The organism is uncultured Microbacterium sp. (assembly GCF_963524805.1).
In the GTDB taxonomy this organism is placed as follows: domain Bacteria; phylum Actinomycetota; class Actinomycetes; order Actinomycetales; family Microbacteriaceae; genus Microbacterium.
This window is the reverse complement of sequence record NZ_CAURGG010000008.1, coordinates 120,842-135,884: the sequence shown is the minus strand read 5'-3', so window position 1 is coordinate 135,884 and position 15,043 is coordinate 120,842. Positions and strand designations below refer to the sequence as shown.

The 15,043-nt window shown below is 70.8% G+C and carries 12 protein-coding genes and 1 riboswitch; of the genes, 8 read left to right on the top strand and 4 right to left on the bottom strand.

Features of this window, described 5'->3' with window-relative positions; all coding sequences use genetic code 11:
* The first annotated feature begins 24 nt into the window (after positions 1-24).
* Positions 25-1,017, top strand: a complete 993-nt coding sequence (locus RWQ91_RS14365) for a hypothetical protein (RefSeq protein WP_314507283.1) — start codon at positions 25-27, stop codon at positions 1,015-1,017.
* 84 nt (positions 1,018-1,101) lie between these two features.
* Here the strand turns inward: RWQ91_RS14365 and gcvP are convergent, their stop codons facing one another.
* The 4 genes from gcvP to RWQ91_RS14345 form a co-directional block, all read right to left on the bottom strand.
* Positions 1,102-3,918: an aminomethyl-transferring glycine dehydrogenase gene (gene gcvP / locus RWQ91_RS14360; protein ID WP_399546545.1), complete on the bottom strand. Its 2,817-nt coding sequence runs from the start codon at positions 3,916-3,918 to the stop codon at positions 1,102-1,104.
* A gap of 86 nt (positions 3,919-4,004) precedes the next feature.
* Positions 4,005-4,388 (bottom strand): glycine cleavage system protein GcvH, encoded by a 384-nt coding sequence (gene gcvH / locus RWQ91_RS14355; RefSeq protein ID WP_314507278.1) that lies wholly within the window; start codon positions 4,386-4,388, stop codon positions 4,005-4,007.
* 33 nt (positions 4,389-4,421) lie between these two features.
* Complete coding sequence (gene gcvT, locus RWQ91_RS14350) at positions 4,422-5,564, bottom strand: glycine cleavage system aminomethyltransferase GcvT (protein ID WP_314507276.1); 1,143 nt, start codon at positions 5,562-5,564, stop codon at positions 4,422-4,424.
* Positions 5,565-5,721: 157 nt separating this feature from the next.
* Positions 5,722-5,818: riboswitch (glycine riboswitch) on the bottom strand.
* 52 nt (positions 5,819-5,870) lie between these two features.
* Positions 5,871-7,046 (bottom strand): MarP family serine protease, encoded by a 1,176-nt coding sequence (locus tag RWQ91_RS14345; protein ID WP_314507273.1) that lies wholly within the window; start codon positions 7,044-7,046, stop codon positions 5,871-5,873.
* A 147-nt stretch (positions 7,047-7,193) separates the two neighbouring features.
* Between RWQ91_RS14345 and RWQ91_RS14340 the strand changes: the two genes are divergently transcribed.
* The 7 genes from RWQ91_RS14340 to RWQ91_RS14310 all read left to right on the top strand — a co-directional run bounded on the left by RWQ91_RS14340 (position 7,194) and on the right by RWQ91_RS14310 (position 15,017).
* Positions 7,194-7,931 carry an NrtR DNA-binding winged helix domain-containing protein gene (locus tag RWQ91_RS14340; RefSeq protein ID WP_314507270.1) on the top strand — a complete coding sequence of 246 codons (738 nt, stop codon included), beginning with the start codon at positions 7,194-7,196 and terminating at the stop codon, positions 7,929-7,931.
* A 29-nt stretch (positions 7,932-7,960) separates the two neighbouring features.
* A complete protein-coding gene (nadA, locus tag RWQ91_RS14335) occupies positions 7,961-9,301 on the top strand; it encodes a quinolinate synthase NadA (protein WP_314507267.1) in 1,341 nt (446 codons plus the stop codon).
* Positions 9,298-10,959, top strand: coding sequence for an L-aspartate oxidase (nadB, locus tag RWQ91_RS14330; RefSeq protein ID WP_314507264.1), 1,662 nt, complete (start codon positions 9,298-9,300; stop codon positions 10,957-10,959). The genes nadA and nadB overlap by 4 nt, the downstream gene beginning before the upstream one ends.
* On the top strand, positions 10,959-11,810 hold the full coding sequence (gene nadC, locus RWQ91_RS14325; RefSeq protein WP_314507263.1) for a carboxylating nicotinate-nucleotide diphosphorylase: 852 nt from the start codon (positions 10,959-10,961) through the stop codon (positions 11,808-11,810). Before nadB ends, nadC begins: the two co-directional genes overlap by 1 nt.
* Before the next feature lie 16 nt (positions 11,811-11,826).
* On the top strand, positions 11,827-12,972 hold the full coding sequence (locus RWQ91_RS14320; RefSeq protein ID WP_314507388.1) for a cysteine desulfurase family protein: 1,146 nt from the start codon (positions 11,827-11,829) through the stop codon (positions 12,970-12,972).
* Positions 12,969-13,934 (top strand): glycosyltransferase family 2 protein, encoded by a 966-nt coding sequence (locus tag RWQ91_RS14315; RefSeq protein WP_314507260.1) that lies wholly within the window; start codon positions 12,969-12,971, stop codon positions 13,932-13,934. Before RWQ91_RS14320 ends, RWQ91_RS14315 begins: the two co-directional genes overlap by 4 nt.
* Before the next feature lie 174 nt (positions 13,935-14,108).
* Entirely contained in the window at positions 14,109-15,017 is a 909-nt protein-coding gene (locus RWQ91_RS14310) for a hypothetical protein (RefSeq protein ID WP_314507257.1), read from the top strand.
* Positions 15,018-15,043: the final 26 nt, after the last annotated feature.

Sequence of the window (15,043 nt, the reverse complement as noted above, 5' to 3'; positions counted from 1 at the left end):
CCCGGCGCGGACGACAGTGCAGGGATGACGCTCACCATCGAGGCGGATGCCGGGCACGGCGCCGTCGTCACCTCTCCGATTCCGCTCCTGCCTTCCGCCAGCGTGTCGCACGCTGAGCGCGAGATCTCCGCAGGACGCCTGGTCCGCGTTCGCCGAGGTGTGCTCGCGTCAGCGGCCGCATGGCAGGCCCTCACGCCCTGGGATCGCTACACGGCACGCGTGCACGCGGTGGCGATGATGCACCCGGAGGCGGTGTTCTGCCTCGAATCCGCCGCTGCCCTGCTCGGCGCGCCAGTCTTCGGCCACCCACGAGACGTGCACGTGCTGGATCTCCCGAGCGCGAACGCCCGACTCTCCGGAGGGGTGCGCTGCCACACCACGATGCAGGATCGCCTCATCGTCGACGCGGGCGGCCTGTTCGTCACCTCCATGGTGGACACCGCCGTGGACATCTCGCGCTCGCGCCACGGCGCCCTGGCTCTGGCCGTCGCCGACGCGTCGCTGCGGCGCCATCCGTCGGCATCCGTCGAAGTCCTCGTCGCCCGTAACGAGAGCCGACTGAGCAAGCGCGGGCGGCGAATGGCGCGTTGGCCGCTGCACCGCGCAACCCCCGAGGCGGAGACGGCGCTCGAGTCTCTGAGCCGAGCGGTGATCGAGTGGCTCGGATTCGACGAGCCCGAGCTTCAGAGGGAGTTCGTCACGAATGGCGCGCTGGACCGGTGCGACATGTGGTGGGAGGGCGCGCGGGTGATCGGCGAGGCTGACGGCGAACTGAAGTACGACGGGTCATTGCGGCCGACGGCCGACGCGATGCGCAACGAGAAGGCGCGCGATCGGCGCCTGCTCGCCCATGTCCACCGGATCGTGCACTGGGGGTGGACGGATGTCGTGCACGTCGATCCGCTTCGGGGCATTCTCCGCCGAGCCGGACTCGCCCAGCGTCGACCGGAGTCCTCGCGGGAGCTCTACGCTCTGACAGCCCTGCTCGGACGGCGCCCCTCACCCGAAGCACCGTGAAACGACAACTGCACGTCGAGACCGAGGGTAAACCCCATAATCTCGCCGTGCAGTTGTCGTCTCAGCGCCAAAAAGGAAACCGGGCTAGGCGAACGCCTCCACGGGCGGGCACGCGCACACCAGGTTGCGGTCACCGTATGCCTGATCGATCCGCCGCACCGGCGGCCAGTACTTCGTCCGCACGAGCGAATGCACCGGATACACCGCGAGCTCGCGCGAGTACGCGTGCTCCCACGAACCCGACACCACCGACTCCGCGGTGTGCGGGGCGTTCACGAGCGGATTGTCGCCCGCGGGCCACTCCCCCGCGGCCACGGCCGCCGCCTCGGCGCGGATCGCGATCATCGCCTCGATGAAGCGCTCGATCTCCGCCAGGTCCTCGGACTCGGTCGGCTCGACCATGAGCGTCCCGGCGACCGGGAAGGACATCGTCGGGGAGTGGAACCCGTAGTCGATCAGCCGCTTCGCGACGTCGTCCACGGTCACGCCGGTCTCCTCGCGCAGCGGCCGCAGGTCGAGGATGCACTCGTGCGCCACGAGCCCGCCCTCGCCGGTGTAGAGCACCGGGTAGTGCTCCTTCAGGCGCGTCGCGATGTAGTTGGCCGACAGCACGGCGGCGGCGGTCGCGTCGCGCAGGCCGTCCGCGCCCATCATGCGCACGTACGCCCACGAGATGGGCAGGATGCCGGCAGACCCGTGCGGCGCGCCGGAGACCGCACCGCCGTCGAAGGCGAACCCACCGGCGTGATCCGCCCGCTGAGAGAACGGATGACCGGGCAGGTACGGGGCCAGGTGCGCCTTCGCGGCGACCGGTCCCACACCCGGCCCGCCGCCTCCGTGCGGAATCGCGAAGGTCTTGTGCAGGTTCAGGTGCGACACGTCGCCGCCGAGATCGCCGAAGCGGGCGTAGCCCAGCAGCGCGTTGAGGTTCGCGCCGTCGACATAGACCTGGCCGCCCGCATCGTGCACGGCCTGCGTGATCTCGAGCACGTCGTGCTCGTACACCCCGTGGGTGGACGGGTAGGTGATCATCAGAGCGGCGAGCGAATCGGCGTGCTGCGCGATCTTGGCACGCAGGTCGTCGAGATCGACATTGCCCGCCTCGTCGCATGCCACGACGACGACCTTCATGCCGGCGAGGACCGCGGATGCCGCGTTCGTGCCGTGCGCGGACGACGGGATGAGACAGACCGTGCGGTCCGCATCGCCGTTCGCGCGGTGCCATCCGCGGATCGCGAGCAGCCCGGCCAGCTCGCCCTGGGAGCCGGCGTTGGGCTGCAGCGAGACCGCGTCGTATCCGGTCACTTCGGCCAGCCAGGTCTCGAGCTGCTCGATCATCGCCAGATACCCGCGCACATCGGCCTCCGGCGCGAAGGGATGAACGCGGGAGAACTCCGGCCACGAGACCGCCGCCATCTCGCTCGCGGCGTTGAGCTTCATCGTGCAGGACCCGAGCGGGATCATGCCGCGATCCAGCGCGTAGTCGCGGTCGGCGAGCTGCTTGAGGTAGCGCATCATCGCCGTCTCGCTGCGGTGCGTGTTGAAGACGGGATGCGTGAGGTATTCGTCATCGCGCAGGAGCGAGTCCGGCACCCCGGCGAGCGGCGCGGCATCCGCGAACGGGAGTTCCCGGTCCTGCTGCTCATCGGGCAGTCCGAACGCCCAGGCGACGGCGGCGAGGTCGGCCACCGTCGTCGTCTCGTCCACCGAGACGCCGACCGTCGCGTCATCGGCCCAGAAGAGCTGGTAGCCGCGAGAGCGCGCCCGGTCGATCACGCGCTGCGACGGACCGGGCGTGGTGACACGCAGGGTGTCGAAGAAGGAATCGGACGCGAGCGACAGCCCGTACGAGCGCAGCAGATCAGCGAGGGCCTCGGTCTTCCGGGCGACTTCGGTCGCGATCCCGCGGAGCCCGTCGGGGCCGTGGTACACGGCGTACATCGCGGCCATGACGGCCAGCAGCACCTGGGCGGTGCAGATGTTGGAGGTCGCCTTCTCGCGGCGGATGTGCTGCTCGCGGGTCTGCAGCGACAGGCGGTAGGCGGGGTGCCCGGCGGCATCCTGCGACACGCCCACCAGTCGGCCCGGAAGCTGCCGCTCCAGTCCGGAGCGGACGGCCATGTACCCGGCGTGCGGTCCGCCGAAGCCGAGCGGAACCCCGAAGCGCTGGGTCGTGCCGACCGCGACGTCCGCACCGAACGAGCCGGGCGAGCGCACCAGTGTGAGCGCCAGCAGATCGGCGGCGGCGACGGCGAGGCCGCCAGCGAGGTGGGCGGCATCGACGACACCGGACGGATCCCAGATGCGTCCCGAGGCTCCCGGGTACTGCACGAAGACGCCGAAGAGCTCCTCCGGCAGAGTCGCACCCCGGGCGAAGTCGAGTTCGACCAGTTCGATGCCGAGAACCGAGGCGCGCGCTCGCAGCACCGCCTTGGTCTGCGGCAGCGCGTCGGCATCGACCGCGAAGACGTTCGAGGCGGACTTGGACGCACGGCGTGCGACGAGCATCCCCTCCACGACCGCCGTCGGCTCGTCGAGCATCGACGCGTTGGCGGTCGCCAGGCCGGTCAGGTCGGTGACCATCGTCTGGAAGTTGATGAGCGCCTCGAGTCGACCCTGCGAGATCTCGGGCTGGTACGGCGTGTAGGCCGTGTACCACGAGGGGTTCTCCAGCACGTTGCGCGCGATCACGGACGGCGTGAACGTGTCGTAGTACCCCAGGCCGATCATCGGACGAGCGACCCGATTATGGGCCGCGAGCTCGCGCAGTTCGGCGAGCGCTTCGGCTTCGGTCGCGGCGGGCGGGATCGCGGAGGTCGCGCGGGCGTCCACGTGAATGGATGCCGGCACGGCGGCCTGGACGAGGGCGTCGACCGAGTCGTAGCCCACGGCGTCCAGCATGAGAGCCTGGGCCGAGGCATCCGTCCCGATGTGCCGATCGACGAAGCCGCGTGAACCGGCGCCGCCGAAGGCGTTCGTGCGTCCGCTCACTCGTCGCCACCCGTGAGCGCCACGTACGCCTCGCGATCGAGGAGTTCGGCGGGCGCCGATCCGTCGATGCGGATCTTCACCAGCCATCCCTGGCCGAACGGGTCGCTGTTGACCAGCGACGGGTCATCGACCACGGCCTCGTTCGCGCCGACGACATCTCCCGTGAGCGGCGCGTACAGCTCGCCCACGGACTTGGTCGACTCGATCTCGCCGACGACCTGACCGGCGGAGACACCGGAATCCACGGCGGGCAGCTCGACGAAGACGACGTCGCCGAGCTTGTCGGCGGCGTAGTCGGTGATGCCGACGGTGGCGACATCGCCGTCGATGGCGATCCACTCGTGCTCGGCGGTGTACTTGAGGGCGTTGAGGTCGGTCACTTCATCCTCCGAAGGTGGTCGGGTCGAGCCGGGTCAGGTGGTGCGGCGGTAGAACGGCAGAGCGGTGACGGTCGCGGGAATGCGCGTTCCGCGCACGTCGATGCACAGTTCGGTTCCGGGGGCGCTCATCGACGGTGCGACGAACGCCATCGCGATCGGGTGACCGAGCGTCGGGCTCAGTGCACCGCTGGTGACCTCGCCGACCGGGGTGTCGGCATCCATCACGGCGTAGCCCGCGCGTCCGGCGCGCTTGCCGGCGGAGACCAGGCCGACGAGCACCGAGGCATCTGTCGCGACGACCGAGGCGAGCCCGGCGCGGCCGACGAAGTCCGCTTTGTCGGCGGCCACCGCACGGCCGAGCCCCGCCTGGGCCGGCACGATGTCCAGAGACAGTTCGTGACCGTACAGCGGCATGCCGGCCTCGAGCCGCAGCGTGTCCCGGGCGGCGAGTCCGGCCGGCACGAGGCCGAGCGGCCTGCCGGCGGCGAGGAGCGCATCCCAGAGCGCACCGGCGGAGGCGTTGGGGACGAGCAGCTCGTAGCCGTCCTCACCGGTGTACCCGGTGCGCGCGACGAGGACGGGGTGCAAGAGGAACGACGCCGCGACGGCGGCGTAGTACTTGAGCTGGTCCAGGGGGTGATCGAACTCGCCGAGACCGGGGGTCGCGTCCAGAACGGCCCGAGCGAGCGGCCCCTGCACCGCGATCAGCGAGTAGTCGTCGGTGCCGTCCAGGACCTCGACCGGCCTGCCCGTGGCGCGTTCGGCCAGCGCCACCGCGACAGGATCCCGGTTGCCCGCGTTGGCGATCACGAGGAACCGCTCGTCGCCCAGACGGTAGACGATCACATCGTCGATGATGCCGCCCGTGTGATCGAGCACGAGGGAGTACTTCGCCCTGCCGAGTGCCATGGTGGACAGCCGTCCGGCGAGGGCGTAGTCGAGGTATTCGGCGGCGCCGGTACCGCTCACGAAGAACTCGGCCATGTGGGAGATGTCGAACAAGCCCGCCGCCGTGCGCACAGCGTGGTGCTCCGCCAGGTCGGAGCTGTACCGCACCGGCATCGCCCACCCGCCGAAGTCGGTGAACGAGGCACCGAGCGCTTCGTGGCGCTCGCGCAAGGGCGTGTAGCGAGGCTGCGGCGCGCTTTCGGGCGGCGCCGTGCGGGGGTCGGTCATGAGTTCTCCCGGTCTCGTGCGGGCAGACGCCGAACGGCGCCTGTGAACTCCCCCTCTGTCATGGGCCTGAGAGTTTCATCGCGGCATCCGATCGCAGGAACGGATGCCGGGACTTTCACCGTCGGCGGATTCTCGAAGAATCGCTTTCCAGAGCGGCCGAGCCCGGGCGGTACGCGTGACCTGAGAGATTGGCGGGGAGGCTTGCTCCTTCGGTGCCCGGCAGTACTGCGCCGAGGCTCTCCCGTCCGGGTTGATGGCCTGTGTTGACTTGCGATGCCAGCATAGCGTCCGCGCCCGGCCGACGCGTCACCGCGCGCAGTCTCCGCTCGAGACCGCCTGCGTCCAACCCGGCGCGCCGGCGAGCACCGGCTCGAGTTCGGCGCTGGTCATCGCGTAGCCGCGGTCGGCATCCGCCTCGGCGCGGGCGAACACGACCCCCGCGACGTCGCCGTCCGCCGTCAGAAGTGGTCCCCCGGAGTTGCCGGGCTGCACCTGGGCCGCCAGTGCGTAGATGTCGCGCAGGGCGTTGGACGCGCCGTAGATGTCGGGCACGAGCACCGAGCCGGACGAGATCACCTCGGCGTTCACCGTGGTGAACGGACCTCCGAACGGATAGCCCTGCACGACCGCGGCAGTTCCCGGTGTCAGCGGCGCCACGACCGGGATCGGGGCGGCACCGAGGTCATCGACGGCGATCACCGCGAGATCGTCGATCGGGTCGAAGTAGACGATGCGCCCTTCCCGCGCGGGGAGCCCGGGCAGTTCGACGATGGGAGCGGTGACGCCGGCGACCACGTGCGCGTTGGTCACGATGCGGTCGGCAGCCAGGACGAAGCCGGACCCCGTCGCGCTCGTGCCGCACGCGTATGCGACGCCGGAGACGCGGGCGACGGATGCGGCAGCCTCGGACAGTTCGGGGTCATCCAGCGCCACGGGAGGAGCCGTCGGCTGCACGTCGAGATCGAGCAGTTCGCCGAGCCTCGGCAGTCCGTCGTCCATCACCGCCGATCGGACCCGGGCGAGGGTCTCGGCCACCGGGCGCGGCGTGAGCGAGTCGATGGTGCGCACCACCTGCGAGGACCCCAGCGCGGAGGAGATGACAGGCGCGCCGGTCGGGATCACGCTCAGGGCGATCAGGCTGATCGACAGGGCGGCTGCCGCGACCGCCAGCACGCCGCCGAGCACCCGGTCGATCACTCGCAGGGGCGCGCTGCGGTCGACACCGCGCCGCAGAGCAGCACCCATCGCGCCGAGGGCGGCCGCGCCGCCGACCAGGAGGACCAGGATCAGGCCGATGACCGCCACGACCCGCGTGCTCTGCCACGGCCACAGGTCGTTGACGATCGGGACGAGCCAGAACGCAGCGACGCCGCCCAGGACGATGCCGATCAGGACGCCGAGACTCGCGAGCAGTCCGCGCTGGATGCCGACGATGAGCGCGACCAGCAGCACGGCGATGAGGACGACGTCGACGATGAGCACGCGGCGCGTCCCTTCTCTCGTCGGTTGCTTCGGTCGTTCAGCGTACGCACCGCCGGCTGTGGGCTCGCTCGGAAACGCAGGGCACGCGCGATCGGTTTGCACTTCGTGTCAGTGTGACACTAAGATCGAACCGAGGTAATGGTCACCATGACAAGAACAATCCTGAGTCCCCGCACTCCGGGCGTCGCGTCCGAGGACGACGCATCGACGCGCGTCGCCGTCTCGACCGTGATCTTCACCCTGCGCCGAGATTCCGACACCGACTCAGCCTCCATCGTGCTGCCGCTCGTGCGTCGCACGCGCGATCCGTACGAGGGGCTGTGGGCGCTCCCGGGAGGGTGGCTGGACGCATCCGAGAGCCTCGACGCCGCGGCATCCCGTACCCTCGGCGAGACCACCGGCATCGCGCCGACCTATCTCGAGCAGCTCTACGCGTTCGGAGCGGTCGACCGCTCCCCCAGCCGGGTCGTCTCCATCGTCTACTGGGCGCTCGTGCGGCCGGACGAGATCCCCGATCACGGCCTCGTCGAGGACGAGGTCGAGAACGTCTCGTGGTTCGATGCGGCCGAACTGCCCCTGCTCGCATTCGATCACAACGAGATCGTCGAGTACGCCCTGTGGCGCCTGCGCAACAAGGTGGGCTACAGCAGGATCGCGCACGGCCTGCTCGCCGACGAGTTCACCCTCGCCGAGCTGCGCGAGGTCTACGAGTCGATCCTCGGCCGGCGTCTGGACCCGGCGAACTTCCGCCGGCAGGTCGAGAACTCCGGCACTCTCATCCCGACCGACCGCTTCCGCACGGGCAGCCACCGACCTGCCCGCCTCTACCGCTACAACCAGGACGTCGAGCTCGCCGACCGCGGCCCCCTCGTCGTTCGCCACTGAACCTCTTCGAGAATCGAATCGAGCACGCCATGTCCCTTCTTCTGCCGCCGCTTCCCGTCGACCCGTCCGTCGATCACGAGATCCAGGCGATCGTCTCGGGGGCCTCCACCGCCGAGACCTGCAACACGGACCTGGCCGCCGGCCCGTGGAACTTCGACGACCGCCCCGGGTACGGACCGGGCTCCTCGATGGGCGATGTGATTCCCGTCGGGTCGCCCCGGCAGGGCGATCTGCCCCTCGAATACCGCGAGGCCTCGCCCGAGGAATTGGACCGGCGCGTGCGGGCCGCGAAGGCGACGCTCGGCGATCGCGTGATGATCCTCGGCCACTTCTACCAGCGCGAAGAGGTCGTCCGGCACGCGGACTACGTCGGAGACTCGTTCCAGCTCGCCAACGCCGCGAAGGCGCACCCCGAAGCCGAGGCGATCGTCTTCTGCGGCGTGCACTTCATGGCCGAGACCGCCGATCTGCTGTCGACCCCCGCTCAGGCGGTCATCCTGCCGAACCTCGCCGCCGGCTGCTCGATGGCCGACATGGCCGACATCGACCAGGTCGAGGAGTGCTGGGAGCAGCTCGCCGAGGTCTACGGCGACATGGACGCGCCGGATGCCGACGGGCTGGTGCCCGTGATCCCCGTGACCTATATGAACTCCTCCGCGGCGATCAAGGGCTTCGTGGGTCGCCACGGCGGCATCGTCTGCACCTCCTCGAACGCCCAGACGGTGCTCGAGTGGGCGTTCGAGCGCGGCCGTCGCGTCCTGTTCTTCCCCGACCAGCACCTGGGGCGCAACACCGCGAAGGCGATGGGCGTGCCGCTCGAGCAGATGCCGATGTGGAATCCGCGCAAGCCGCTGGGCGGCGCATCCGCTTCCGATCTCGAGCAGGCGCGCGTGATCCTGTGGCACGGTTTCTGCTCGGTGCATCGCCGCTTCACGGTCGACCAGATCGAGAAGGCACGCTCCGAGCACCCGGGCGTGCGCGTGATCGTGCATCCGGAGTGCCCGATGGCCGTGGTCGACGCCGCCGATGAATCCGGATCGACCGACTACATCCGCCGCGCGATCGAGGCGGCCACGACGCCTACGACGTTCGCGATCGGCACGGAGGTGAACCTGGTGCAGCGCCTTGCGGCCGCGAATCCGCAGCACACGATCTTCTGCCTCGATCCGGTGGTGTGCCCGTGCTCGACGATGTACCGCATCCACCCGGGGTACCTTGCCTGGGTGCTGGAGGGTCTGGTCGAGGGCGAGGTGCGCAACCGCATCGTGGTGCCGCAGGACGTCGCCGACCCCGCCCGGCTCGCACTCGAGCGGATGCTGGCCGCCAAGCCCCCGGCAGCACCCGCCTCGGGATGGGAGAACGCGTCATGACCGCATCCGCGTCTGTTCACGCCGTCGTGGTGGGCAGCGGCATCGCGGGGCTCACGGTGGCGCTGCATGCCGTCGAGCGCGGCTGCCGTGTGACGCTCGTGACCAAGGACGTGCTCGAGCACGCCAACACCCGGTACGCCCAGGGCGGCATCGCCGGCGTCATGTTCGACGACGACCGCGCCGAGGACCACATCCGGGACACGCTGACCGCGGGCGCCGGACTGAGCGACCCCGAGGCGGTGCGCGTGCTCGTGAACGAGGGTCCGACCCGCATCCGCGAGCTGATCGCGCTCGGCGTCGCCTTCGACCGCGGTGCCGACGGGGATTTCGTCAAGGGCCTCGAGGCTGCGCACTCGTACCCGCGCATCCTCCACTCCGGAGGCGACGCGACCGGGACGGCGATCGAGAAGGCGCTCGTGGCACGGCTGCGCGCGAGCGACGTCCGTGTCATCGAGCACGCGTTCCTGATCGACCTGGTGCTCGATGACGGCCGCGCCACCGGCGTCGATCTCCTGATCGGGGACGTACCGGCATCCGCGACGTCGCGGCAGGTCGCGGGCGCACGCGAGCGGGTGGATGCCGACGCGGTGGTGCTGGCCACCGGCGGGGCCGGCGAGCTCTACTCCCATACGACCAATCCGCCGGTGGCCACCGGCGACGGGATCGCGGCGGCGCTGCGTGCCGGCGCAGAGGTGACCGACCTGGAGTTCTTCCAGTTCCATCCCACCGTCTTGGAGGGCAAGGCCGGCGCCGCCGGACTGGAGGCCGGCGAATCGTTCCTCGTCTCGGAGGCCGTCCGCGGCGAGGGCGCGACCCTCGTCGACGGGAACGGCCGCCGGTTCGCGTTCGACGCGCATCCGGACGGCGAGCTGGCGCCGCGTGACGTGGTTGCCCGGGCGATCGCCCATCAGATGGAGGCGCAGGCAGGCCGCCCGGTGTTCCTCGATGCGACGCACCTGCGCGCGACGCCAGAGGAAACCGCCGAGTTCCTCGCCCGCCGCTTTCCCACGATCGATGCCGCGGTCCGCGACCGCGGCCTGGACTGGGCGCGTGAGCCGATCCCGGTCACTCCCGCCGCGCACTACCTGATGGGCGGCGTCACGACCGACCTCGACGGCCGCACCAGCCTTCCCGGCCTGTACGCGGTCGGCGAGGTCGCGCGCACGGGCGTGCACGGCGCGAACCGCCTGGCATCGAACTCGCTGCTGGAGGGCGCCGTCTTCGGTGCGCGCGCCGGCGACGCGATCGCCGGGGACGCGGCATCCGGAGCCTGGCCCTACGCCCGCACGCGCGCGGCCGCGCTCCCGGTGGAGCCCGTCTCGCCTCCGGCCGCGCCGGCGGATGTGCCGCCCTTCTCGCGGACGGCGCTGCAGGATCTCCTCTGGCTGGATGCCGGGCTGGTGCGGGATGCCGCCGGGCTGGAGCACGCGGCAGCCCTCATCGCCGCCTGGCGACGTGCGCAGCGCGCGCCCGTCACCGAGGCAGAGTTCGAGGACGAGAATCTGCTGCTGGTCGGTGAGCAGCTCGTCGCCGCCGCCCGGCAGCGCGGGGAGTCCGTCGGCGCCCACTATCGCTCGGATGCACCCGCAGGCAGCGAGCGGGAGCACGCTCACGAGGGCGCAGGTGCGGCAGTCCCGGCCACCAGCAGGGTCGCCTGATGCTGACCAGAACCGTGATCGACCGTGCCGTCGCCGCAGCGCTCGAGGAGGACGCCCCGTGGGGCGACATCACGAGCGAAATGCTCATCCCCGAGAGCTCCACCGCCCGCGCCGACCTCATCGCGCGCGAGCCCGGCGTGTTCAGCGGCGGCGAGGTGTTCGCGGCGGCCTTCCGGCTGACCGAGCCGGAGATCAGGGTGGAGCTGAGGGTGCGCGACGGCGAGGCCTTCGACGCCGGCGCGGTGCTCGCGGTCGTCTCCGGTCCCGCCCGCGGGGTGCTGACGGCTGAACGCATCGGCTTGAACTTCGTGCAGCGCATGGCCGGGATCGCCACGCTCACCGCGCGCTACGTCGCCGAGGTGGAGCACACGGGCGCCCGCATCGCCGACACCCGCAAGACCACCCCCGGGCTGCGGGCTTTCGAGCGGCATGCCGTCGTCGACGGCGGAGGGCACAATCACCGGTACTCGCTCTCGGACGCGGTGATGGCCAAAGACAACCACCTGGCCGTGCTGTCCGAGCGAGGCGTCTCGGTCACCGCGGCGCTGCAGGGCGCCATCGCCCGGCTTTCGCACACGACGCACGTCGAGGTCGAGGTCGACCGGCTCGATCAGATCGACGCCGTCCTCGCGGCGGGGATCGGCACGATCATGCTCGACAACTTCTCCCTCGCCGACCTGCGGCGTGGAGTGGAGCAGGTCGGCGGCCGAGCGATCGTCGAGGCCTCGGGCGGAGTCTCGCTGGAGACCGTCCGCGCGATCGCCGAGACCGGGGTCGACGTCATCTCCGTGGGCGCTCTGACCCATTCCGCCCGCGCGCTGGATCTGGGCCTGGACGTGCGCATCTCGTGAGGCGGTCGCCGTGAGCATGCTCTACCTCGACAACGCGGCGACCACGCCGGTGCGCCCCGAGGTGCTCGAGGCGATGATGCCGTACCTGACGCGCTGGTTCGGCAACGCCTCCAGCCACCACACCGTCGGCGAAGCGGCAGCGGGCGCGCTGGCGGACGCGCGAACCCGCGTCGCCCGCGTGCTGGGCATGCGGGCGGGCGACATCATCTTCACCTCGGGCGGCACCGAGGCCAACAACCTCGCGATCAAGGGCATCTCGATCGCGGCGCGCGCGGCGCGCGGCGCGGCTCACCTCGTGACGACGCCGATCGAGCACGAGTCGATCCTGGAGTCCGCCGCCTATCTGCAGCGCCTGCACGGGTTCGAGATCGCACACATCGATGTGGACGGTCTCGGCCGGGTGGCCGCATCCGACATCGCCGCCGCGCTGCGGCAGGACACCGCCCTGGTCACGTTGGGCTACGCGAACAACGAGGTCGGCACCGTGCAGGAGGTCGCCGCCATCAGCGCCCTCGCCCGCGAGCGCGGCGTCCCCGTGCACATCGATGCCGTGCAGGCGGCGGGCTGGCTGCCCTTGGATGCCGGCGCCCTCGGCGTGGACGCGGTCTCGCTCGCCGGACACAAGCTCGGCGCCCCGAAGGGAACCGGCGTGCTCGCCGTGCGTGGCCGGATCCCCCTTGAACCGCTTCTGCACGGCGGCGGTCAGGAGCGCGGAAAGCGCAGCGGCACCGAGGACGTCGCCGGCGCGGTCGGCTTCGCGACCGCGCTGGAACTGGCCGAGGCCGAGCGCGCGGAGTCCTCGGCTCGCGTCGCGGCGCTGCGCGACCGGTTCATCGCACAGGTGCTGCACGACGTGCCGAGCGCGCTCCTGACCGGCGACCCGGTCCACCGTCTGCCGGGCACCGCCAGCTTCACGTTCGCCGGCACGAGCGGCGAGGCGGTGCTGCTCGAACTCGAGCGTCGTGGGGTCGTCTCCTCGAGCGGATCCGCCTGTGCGGCCGGCAGCGACGAGCCCTCGCACGTTCTCCTGGCGATGGGGATAGCACCGGACCTCGCGCAGACGGCGGTGCGCTTCACGCTCCCCCGCACGTTGCGCGAGCCGTTGGATGCGGTGGCCCAGGCGGTCGCGGCATCCGTCGTCGCCGTACAATCGGGCGGATGAGCACCCCCGCCGCGGTCACCGTCATCGTGCCGGGCTACAACGTCGCTCCCTACGCCGCCGAGGCGCTGGAATCGCTCCGCCGGCAGAGCATGTCGGACTGGACCGCCGTCCTGATCGACGACCACTCGAGCGACGACACCGCGCGCGTCTTCGCGCGCACGGCGGACGCAGACCCGCGGTTCCGGCTCGTGCGCAACGACCGGCAGGTGGGGCTGGGCGCCGCCCGCAACATCGGCTTGGACCTGGTGTCCACGCCCTTCGTCGGCTTCCTCGACGCCGACGACGTGCTGACTCCCCCCGCTCTGGAGCGCCTCGTCGGCACGCTCGATCAGACCGGCAGCGACTTCGCGCTCGGCGCCTATGTGCGCCTGCGCCCCGACGAGGCGGGCGGCTATCGCGCGGGCGAGGTGCAGCCCTGGGTCGCGGCCTCGACCTCCCCGGAGCGTCGTCGCACGACGATCGATGAGCACCCCGACGCCTCCGGGAACATCGTCGCCTGGTCCAAGGTCAGCCGCACGGACTTCTGGGTGCGCACCGGACTGCGCTTTCCGGAAGGACGCCTCTACGAGGATCAGGTCGTCGCGCAGCAGATGTACGCGCGGGCGCGCCATTTCGACACGATTCCCGACGTCGTGGCGCACTGGCGTGTGAGAGCGGACGGCTCCTCGATCACGCAGCGCGAGGCGCAGCTGAACGTCCTGGAGGACTGCATCGCCGCGATGGATGCCGGGCTGCACGTCCTGGAATCGACCGGCCATCCGCTCGCGGCGCAGGCGCGCATCGGTCAGATGCTGCGCATGGACATCCCCCGTCTCACCGACATCGCCCATCGGCATCCCGACGACGCCTACCGTCGCGCCCTCGGCGCCTTCACCCGGGACATCTGGTCTCGCGCCGGTACCGCACGCACCGAGGTGGACGAGGCATCCGCCGCCGCCGTCGCGGCCGCGCGGCTGTGGTGAGCGCGGGCTTCGGCCGAGGTGCGGCGAACGGTCGGTGTCGGCGGCCGTTTTACGACCGATCGGCGCACTTCACTTGCGGGGACGACTCCTCCCCAGCTGCGGAACGGACCTGATCCTGCACAATGGGGCATCCACGGCGCCCGGCGGCTGCCCTGCGGGACGAGGCTCTGGCCCATGTCGCGTCAACCCGCCCCGCTGCCGAGCCACCTGGCCGGCGAGCCGTTCACCACCGCCGAGGCCGCGGCGGCGGGTGTCAGCCGAGGCCGCACTCGCGCCGGCGACCTCCGCTCACCCTTCCACGGTGTCCGCGTGCCGGCGGGCGAGATCAGCCTGGTCGCCGCCTGCCGTGCGCGGCTCAAGCCCCTCCGCGATGACGCGGTCATCAGTCACATCACGGCCGCGCGCCTCCACGCCCTGCCCCTGCCCCTCCTGCTCGCTCGCGCCCAGGTCCTCCACGTCAGCGTGCCGGCAGGAAAGCGGGCGCCCGTCGGCAGAGCGACAGTGGGCCACCATGTCGTGCTCACGCCCGCGGACTGCCAGTTCCAGCTCGGCATCCCGTGCACCACGCCCGAGCGGACGTTCTGCGACCTCGCTGCGATGCTCGACGTCGCTCAGCTGGTCGCGGTCGGCGACTACCTGCTGCATCACGGCATCGTCGGTCGGGGCGCGCTCGCCGACGCGATCAGCGCATACCCCGGACGGCGCGGAAGAGCCAACCTGCGTCGGGCCCTCGATCTGCTCGACGAAGGTTCGGAATCCCCGAAGGAATCCGAGCTTCGCGTCCTGCTCATCGAGGGCGGCTTCATGCGACCCGTCGCCAACGGTGTCGTGCGCGACGAGCACGGGCGATTCATCGCGCGCGTAGACCTGTCCTACCCCGACCTGAAGATAGCCATCGAGTACGAGGGCGACCACCACCGCGAAAAGATCCAATGGCGTGCCGACCTCGCTCGGCGGCGGCGGCTCGAGGCACTCGGGTGGATCTACCTCCCCGTCACCCAGGCGGACCTGGAGAGGCCCGAAGACCTGTTCAGCGATCTGCGGTCCGCGATCTCTCGTCGACGTGCGGCGAACGGCCGCTGAGCAGTGCGCTCAGGCGACCGAATGAC